This window comes from uncultured Campylobacter sp. (genome assembly GCF_937997465.1).
Classification (GTDB): domain Bacteria; phylum Campylobacterota; class Campylobacteria; order Campylobacterales; family Campylobacteraceae; genus Campylobacter_A.
The window spans coordinates 1-7,750 of sequence record NZ_CALKTQ010000081.1 but is presented as its reverse complement, the minus strand read 5'-3'; the positions used below and the strand labels follow the sequence as shown (position 1 = coordinate 7,750).

The 7,750-nt window shown below is 47.2% G+C and carries 7 protein-coding genes; 6 read left to right on the top strand and 1 reads right to left on the bottom strand.

All coding sequences use genetic code 11. The features are described from left to right. Positions 1 to 29 precede the first annotated feature (29 nt). The 4 genes from Q0546_RS02410 to Q0546_RS02395 are packed head-to-tail and all read left to right on the top strand — an operon-like array spanning position 30 to position 3,807. Entirely contained in the window at positions 30 to 1,142 is a 1,113-nt protein-coding gene (locus Q0546_RS02410; RefSeq protein ID WP_298790193.1) for an ABC transporter substrate-binding protein, read from the top strand. Continuing rightward, positions 1,139 to 2,194, top strand: coding sequence for an iron ABC transporter permease (locus Q0546_RS02405; protein ID WP_009494779.1), 1,056 nt, complete (start codon positions 1,139 to 1,141; stop codon positions 2,192 to 2,194). The genes Q0546_RS02410 and Q0546_RS02405 overlap by 4 nt, the downstream gene beginning before the upstream one ends. Continuing rightward, entirely contained in the window at positions 2,188 to 2,961 is a 774-nt protein-coding gene (locus tag Q0546_RS02400; protein ID WP_004321672.1) for an ABC transporter ATP-binding protein, read from the top strand. Before Q0546_RS02405 ends, Q0546_RS02400 begins: the two co-directional genes overlap by 7 nt. A 3-nt stretch (positions 2,962 to 2,964) precedes the next feature. Continuing rightward, positions 2,965 to 3,807 carry a hypothetical protein gene (locus Q0546_RS02395; RefSeq protein ID WP_298790190.1) on the top strand — a complete coding sequence of 281 codons (843 nt, stop codon included), beginning with the start codon at positions 2,965 to 2,967 and terminating at the stop codon, positions 3,805 to 3,807. 22 nt (positions 3,808 to 3,829) lie between these two features. Here Q0546_RS02395 and Q0546_RS02390 read toward each other — a convergent pair whose 3' ends face one another. Further along, complete coding sequence (locus Q0546_RS02390; RefSeq protein WP_298790188.1) at positions 3,830 to 5,494, bottom strand: CTP synthase; 1,665 nt, start codon at positions 5,492 to 5,494, stop codon at positions 3,830 to 3,832. A 134-nt stretch (positions 5,495 to 5,628) separates the two neighbouring features. On the opposite strand from Q0546_RS02390, the gene Q0546_RS02385 reads away from it, so the two are divergent. Next, the gene (locus tag Q0546_RS02385) at positions 5,629 to 5,844 is read left to right on the top strand and encodes a DUF4492 domain-containing protein (protein ID WP_295141954.1); all 216 of its coding nucleotides are present in this window, start codon (positions 5,629 to 5,631) and stop codon (positions 5,842 to 5,844) included. A gap of 1 nt (position 5,845) precedes the next feature. Next, positions 5,846 to 7,750, top strand: a 1,905-nt coding sequence (locus tag Q0546_RS02380) for a cytochrome ubiquinol oxidase subunit I (RefSeq protein ID WP_298790186.1), incomplete at its 3' end; no start/stop codon positions are given.

Sequence of the window (7,750 nt, the reverse complement as noted above, 5' to 3'; positions counted from 1 at the left end):
TGCGTTCTTATTTCAACAAAAGGAACGATATGAAAAAAACTTTTTTAAAAGCGCTATTGGTGCTTTTTGCGGTATTTTCGGCAACCCAAGCGGCGGCCGAAACTAAGGTCATAAAAGACGTCTTGGGTCGCGAGGTAAAGGTAAATTTACCCGTTAAACGCATAGCTTTGGGTTTTTACTACACCGACTTTTTAGCCGTCGGCGGCACTAAGGCTTTAGATAAAGTTGTGGGCTTTTCAAAAGAGGTTTGGACGGACTGGACGCCTGCTAGTTGGGATCTATATAGCAAGGCGCTACCGCAGCTAAATAAGCTTGCGGACTTCGGCGAGGTAGAGGTCGGTACGTTCTCGGTAGAAAAAGTTATCTCTCTAAAACCCGATTTGCTAATACTAGCATCTTGGCAGTATAACGTGCTAGAGCCTGATTTAAAGCCTCTAACCGATCTAAATATCCCGATCGTCGTGCTTGATTATAACCGCGAGAAGGTTGAGCTTCACGTAAAAAGCACTAAAATTTTAGGCGAAATTTTAGGCGAGGAAAAAAGAGCGGACGAGATCTCTAAACTATACGAAGACACCGTAAAAGAAGTGGGCGACCGCATCGCAAAAGCAAATTTGCCTAAGCCTAAAATTTACATAGAATTCGGCCGCGGCGGTCCTGAGGATATAGGCATAACCTACGGTAAAGATATGTGGGGTTCGCTGATAGATTTAGCCGGCGGAGATAATATCGCAGCCGATCTAGTCGAGCAGTGGGCACCCATCAACGCCGAGCAAGTCATAGCCGCAAAACCCGACGTTATAATGATAACAGGCCGCGAAACCGAACTAAAAAAAGAACCGACCGCGATGGTAATGGGCATAAATATAGATAAAGCCGAAGCGTTAAAAAGACTGGACGGATTTAAAAAACGTGTCGGTTGGTCAGAGCTTCCGGCCATCAAAAATAACCGCCTATACGGCCTATACATGGGCGCGTCAAGAACTCTTGCGGATATGGCGATGGTGCAATACATCGCAAAAGCTTTGTATCCGCAGCTATTTAAAGACGTAGATCCGATAAAGACCTACATTGATTTTCACAAAAAGTACTTGCCTGTCGTTCCCGTCGGAACTATAGCCATCCAAGCGGACGAAAAATGAATAAAATAAGTTCCGAAGAGGTCGTAAAGGCTCATAGAAAGCGCGAATTTAAACGCTTAATCATCATCTTGAGCTTTATAGCCGTGGGTCTTGTCTCGATGGTGTTTGATATCGGTACCGGGCCTGCGATGCTCTCGCCAAGAGAAGTCGTAGATACGCTTTTACAGCCGATTTTAGGCGGCGAGCAGGATAAATTCTTATACCACATCGTTTACGACATCAGGCTTCCCGTAGCGCTTATGGCTTTAGTCGTAGGTGCGGCTTTGGGAGCGGGCGGCGCAGAGATACAGACACTTTTAAACAACCCTATGGCAAGCCCCTATACGCTGGGACTTGCCGCGGCGGCGGGATTTGGCGCATCGCTGGTGATGGCGTTTGGTTCGTTTGGACTGCCTCAAATTTACGCCGTGCCTATCGGTGCGTTTATCATGACGATGTTAGCGGCGTCTATACTGTTTTTGTTTTCGATGATGAGGCGATTTGGGTCGGCTACTTTGGTTTTAGTCGGTATCGCGCTTTTGTTTTTGTTTCAGTCTATGCTCTCTTTGGTGCAGTTTTTGTCCGCGCCCGAGATTTCGCAGGCGATTTTGTTTTGGCTGTTTGGTAGCCTCCAAAAAGCTAAATGGAGTACGCTGGCCGTCGCTACGGTCGTAACGGTCGTATGCATCTCGCTACTGATGCTAAATACTTGGGCGCTAACGGCTTTGAAACTGGGCGAAGAGCGAGCCAAAAGTATGGGCGTAAATTTATCCGCCCTTAGGATTAAAATTTTGCTTATAGTTTCGGTTATGACGGCTACGGTTATTAGCTTCGTCGGTGTTATAGGCTTTATCGGCCTGGTCGCTCCGCATATCGCTAGAAATTTAGTCGGCGAAGATCAGAGATTTTTCCTGCCTACTACTATCTTCGTCGGTGCGGCGTTTTTGTCGATAGCTTCGGTGCTTTCTAAGGTTATAAATCCGGGCGGACTCTTTCCGGTCGGCATTATCACCGCGTTTGTGGGCGTGCCGTTTTTCTTCTGGATCATCCTCTCAAGGAAAAACGTATGTTAGAGCTTAAAAATTTAACGATATACCGCGGCTCGCTTTGCACGGCAGATGCCGTAAACGCTAGCTTTGAAGAAGGCAAGGTTTACTCGGTACTTGGGCCTAACGGCGCGGGCAAAACTACGCTCATAAGCGCGATTTTCGGCGAGATGGGCTATGAGGGCGAGATTAAATTCGGCGAAGAGAGGTTAAATTTCAAAAACCATTTCTCGTGGAAAAAGAAAATCGGCTACATGCCCCAAGATAGCTACGTAGACGCGAGTTTAACGGCTCTTGAGGTCGTTTTGCTAGGGCTTATGGATAGTCTCGGGCTTTATCTAAAAGACGAGCAAATAAACTCGGCCGTAGAGATAATGAAAAAACTAGGGATTTTACATCTAGCCGGTCGCGACGTGATGCAGCTTTCGGGCGGCCAGCGTCAGATGGTGATGTTTGCCTCCGTGCTTATTAAAAAGCCTAAAATTTTACTTTTGGACGAGCCTGTTTCGGCTCTTGATATGCACCATCAATGCGTGCTTTTGGACTGCGTTAGAAAATTTACGCGCGAGCACGGTATAACTACCGTTATGATACTGCACGATTTATCGCTAGCGTCGCAGTTTAGCGACGAGGTGTTGCTACTGAGCGACGGCAAGATAAAAGCCAAGGGCGAAGCCAAAGAAACCATAACTAAAGAGCTAATACAAGAGCTTTATAAAGTAAACGTGGATATTTTTTACGACGATGCCGGCGTACCGGCCGTAGTCGCAAAGTCAGCATTCGGGGTAGAGTAGCGCGTGAGGATTTTTATTTTAAGTTGCCTTGCTTACGCAAAGGGCAACGAGGACTTGCGAAATTTAAGCCGCGCGTTTAGCGACGGCGGCGCACAGTGCGAGATAGTGCCGTGGCAAAATTTAGACGTCGGTTTGCTAGACGAAGATTCTTTGATTTTGCCGCTTGCGGCTTGGGATTACAGCCTAGACGCGGCTAAATTTTTATCGTTTTTAAGCGAGCTTGAAAAAAGCGGAGCGAAGATGATAAACGGCGCCGAGATCGTGCGCTGGAATTTATCGAAAAAATACCTCTTAGAACTTGAAGCATTAGGACTTCCCGCGATCCCTAGCACGCTTTTAAACGGCGATGAAAATATAGAAGAGCTAAGGCGAATTTGCCCGGGCGGCGTAATAAAACCGCTCGTTGGACAGAGCGGCAACGGAGTAGCTAAAATCGACGAAATATCAAATTTAAGCGAATATAAAAACGGGGCTTTGCTTCAGCCTTTTATCGAAGAGATCGCCGTTAGCGGCGAAATTTGCTTGATATTTTTAGGCGGCGTTTTTTCTCACGCCGTACGCCGCTCGCCTGCTAGCGAGGATTATAGGGCAAACTCGAATTTCGGCGTTAAGATTAGCTCGGTAGAGCCGACTGCAGCCTTTCTAAACATCGCGCGAGACGTTTTGGCTAGGCTTGCCTTTAATCCCGTCTACGCAAGGATAGATCTAATCGGCGCAAAAGATAAAATTTTAATCAACGAAGTCGAGCTTATCGAGCCTAGTCTTTATTTTAGCTACGGCAAAAACTCTACCGAAAAATTCGTAAAAGTAATCCTGGATAAATTTGTCGCGGAAAAGAAAATTTAGAGCCGATCGGCTCTAAATTTAATTATTTTGATTTTTCTAAGCTAGCTTTGATAAAGCCCAAAACTACCGGATTTGGATTTGTTAGGCGGCTGGTAAATTCCGGATGAAACTGCACGCCGACGAACCACGGATGCGAGTTTTTAGCGCCAGCCAAAGGCGAGCTAAGCTCGACGGCCTCGATCAGCCCGTCGCTCTCGCCGCTAACTATCAGGCCGTTTGCTTCAAATTCGGCTCTATATTTTGGATTTGCCTCGTAGCGGTGGCGATGACGTTCTTTGACGCATTTGGCGCCACCGTAAATTTGACTTAGTAGAGAACCTGGCTTCACGTCGCAAGCATAAGCGCCAAGCCTCATCGTGCCGCCGACCGGGCTTTGGTGTGTGCGGATCTGCGTCTGGCCGTGTGCGTCGATGAAACTGTCGATGAGATAGATGATAGGATTTACGCACTCGGGCTTAAATTCGACCGAATTTGCGTCCTCGAGTTTTAGCACGTTGCGAGCAAACTCGATGAGCGCTAGCTGCATACCCAGGCAAATGCCAAGATACGGCACGCCGTTTTCGCGGGCGTATTTTATCGCTTCTATCTTGCCGCTCACGCCGCGCTCACCAAATCCTCCGGCAACTAGCACGCCGCCCACGTCTTTTAGTAGCTCTTCGACGTTTGAAGGCTCGATTTTTTCGCTATCTATCCACTTTAAATTTACCCTCGCATCAAGGCTCGCGCCCGCGTGGATGATGCTCTCGGTTAGGCTCTTGTAGCTCTCTTTTAGATCGACGTATTTACCCACAAATGCTATCGTAGTTTCTTTCGTCGGCGCGATGATGCGCTTAACTAGGCTGTCCCAGTTGCGCATATCAAGCTTCAGTTCGCCCAAATTTAAAATTTCGGCGATCGGCGTTAAGACGTCTTGGTTATAAAACGCAAGCGGCACCTGATAGATGCTGGCTGAATCTATACTCTCGATGACGCAGTTGCGCTCTACGCCGCAGCTGGCGGCTATTTTATCTTTTAACTCGCGATTTAGCGGCTGCTCGGCGCGGCAGATGATCATATCGGGGCTGATACCGATACGGCGCAGCTCACCGACGCTGTGCTGGGTTGGTTTGGTTTTTAGCTCGCCAGCGACTTTTATAAACGGAACGAGAGTTAGGTGGATATTCATCGCGCGCTTGCGGCCGACCTCGATGCGAAGGGCGCGGATAGCCTCTAAAAACGGCAATCCCTCGATGTCGCCTACCGTACCGCCGATTTCAACGATCAGTATGTCGCGACCCTCGCCCGCCTTTTTGATGCGGTCCACGATCTCGCCTACGATGTGCGGGATGACTTGGATCGTTTTGCCTAGATAGTCGCCTCTGCGCTCTTTTTCAATGACGGAGCTATAAACGCGGCCTGTCGTGAAGTTGTTATCTTGGCTTAGGCTCTCGTCTAAAAATCTCTCGTAGTGGCCCAGATCAAGATCCGTCTCCGCGCCGTCGTCGGTGACGAAAACTTCGCCGTGTTCAAGTGGACTCATGGTGCCTGGATCTACGTTGATGTAGGGGTCTGCTTTTAGCATGCTTACTTTTAGTCCGGTATTTTTAAGAAGCGTGGCGATAGAAGCCGCCGCGATGCCCTTACCCAGCGAGCTTAGCACGCCGCCGGTTATAAAAATATACTTTGTTTCATTTGAATTTTTTTGCATATCGCGCCTTTAATTTTTTTGCGCGATTATACCTTATTTAAAATTTATAAACGCTTGATAGCTAAAGAAAAAAATTTATAAAACGGAAACTCTAAAATAATGTTTTAAGTTAAATTTCTGTAGTATATTAAGTTATGATTAAAAAATATCTCAAAAACATCTCGTCTTTGTATATCGACGGCTTTAGAAATATGAAACTCGGAAAGAGCCTGTGGCTCGTCATAGCCATCAAGCTACTTATAATGTTCGGGATTTTAAAAGTATTTATCTTTGATGAAAGTTTAAATTCAAAATTTGAGAGCGACGAAGCCAAAGCGGACTTCGTCATCTCAAATTTGACAAAGGAATAAAATGTCTGAAATCGCTTCGGTCGATTGGTCTAGGGCGCAGTTTGCGCTCACCGCCATATACCACTTTTTGTTTGTTCCGCTCACGTTGGGACTTAGCTTTATCATCGCCATTATGGAGAGTATCTACGTCAAAACCGGTAACGAGCAGTGGCTAAAAATCACCAAATTTTGGCTAAAACTCTTCGGTATAAACTTTGCTATCGGCGTGGCTACCGGTATCATAATGGAATTTGAGTTCGGTACCAACTGGGCGAACTACAGCTGGTTTGTCGGCGACATCTTCGGTGCGCCGCTAGCTATCGAGGGCTTGCTTGCGTTCTTTATGGAGGCGACATTCTTTGCCGTTATGTTTTTTGGCTGGGATAAGGTTAGCAAGAAATTTCACCTCATCTCAACCTGGCTCGTGGCTATCGGTTCAAATTTGAGCGCGCTTTGGATCCTCATCGCAAACGGCTGGATGCAGTATCCGGTGGGTATGAAATTTAACCCCGCGACGGCTAGAATGGAAATGGAAAATTTCTTTGAAGTAGCGCTTAGCCCGGTGGGTATCATCAAATTTTTACACACCGTAACTAGCGGCTACGTCGCTAGCGCGCTTTTTGTTATAGGAATTTCGGCGTGGTTTATCCTAAAAGGACGCCACCTAATCATGGCTAAAAAATCTATCGTCGTAGCGGCAAGCTTTGGGCTTGCGACGTCGCTGTTTTTGATGTTTAGCGGCGACGAGAGCGCATATCAGGTCGCGCGCACTCAGCCGATGAAACTAGCCGCGATGGAAGGCCTTTATAAAGGCGAAACAAACGCCGGTCTAGTCGCTATGGGCGTACTAGATCCGTCTAAAAAACCTGGCGACGACAAAGATCCGTTCTTGCTCGAGATAAAATTTCCTTACGCGCTCGGAGTTATGGCCACAAGAGGGTTTAATAACTTTACGCCCGGTATAGACGATCTAGTGTATGGCAATGAAACTCACGGCATAGAGAGCGTCGCAAGCAAGATGGCCAAAGGCTCGCTAGCCGTTAGCGCACTAGCTAGCTACAACGCCGCTAAAAAATCGGGCGATAAAGCCGCGATGGAGCAAGCCGAGCAAACTCTGGCTCAAAATATGAAATTTCTAGGCTACGGATACCTAAAATCCCCGGAAAGCGCCGTGCCGCCGGTCGGTATTACGTTTTATAGCTTTCACTTGATGGTGGCTCTTGGTACTTACTTTTTGGCTTTATTTTTGGTCGTTACGTATCTTACGATGGCAAACGATATCGAAAATTTCAAAAAGCTGCTGTGGGTGTGCGTATTTAGTATCCCGCTAGGACTAGTGGCGATCGAGGCGGGCTGGATAGTAGCCGAAGTCGGGCGTCAGCCGTGGGTCGTGCAAGACCTCATGACCGTGGGCGTGGGAGCGACGAATTTAGCCGATACCAACGTCAAAATTTCGTTCTGGCTATTTGCCGTTTTATTTACGGTTTGCTGTGCAACTTTGCCTAAGGAAATACTGGCGTTGTACACAAAAGACAGCGCCGTAATTGAAACCGGCGTACAATACCTTAGAGTGTCGGCATTTTGTTTTATTCCCTTTGCGGTAAATTTTATGCTGATGATTACGCTGCGCTCCATCGAAAAAGTAAAAATTGCGGTTGCTGCAACGTTGGTTTCTCTGGTGGTGAACACGGTGCTCAACGCCGTTTTGATTTTCGGCCTTTTCGGTGCTCCGGCATTAGGTGTCCGCGGAGCCGCTATCGCTACCGTTGTCGCCCGCTGTGTCGAACTTTGTATTACCTTTACCGTAACGAAGTACCGGAAATATCCGGTGTTAGGAACGCTTAAAAGTCATTTCAGCTTTGACGCTAAATTTTTAAAAGTGTATTTTTTAATCGTGCTGCCGGTACTGCTTAATGAATCGCTGTGG

Coding starts and splice junctions, on each gene's coding strand:
- Q0546_RS02390 (WP_298790188.1), bottom strand. CDS start 5,494: ATGCAAAAAAATTCAAATGAAACAAAGTATATTTTTATAACCGGCGGC.
- Q0546_RS02410 (WP_298790193.1), top strand. CDS start 30: ATGAAAAAAACTTTTTTAAAAGCGCTATTGGTGCTTTTTGCGGTATTT.
- Q0546_RS02400 (WP_004321672.1), top strand. CDS start 2,188: ATGTTAGAGCTTAAAAATTTAACGATATACCGCGGCTCGCTTTGCACG.
- Q0546_RS02385 (WP_295141954.1), top strand. CDS start 5,629: ATGATTAAAAAATATCTCAAAAACATCTCGTCTTTGTATATCGACGGC.
- Q0546_RS02405 (WP_009494779.1), top strand. CDS start 1,139: ATGAATAAAATAAGTTCCGAAGAGGTCGTAAAGGCTCATAGAAAGCGC.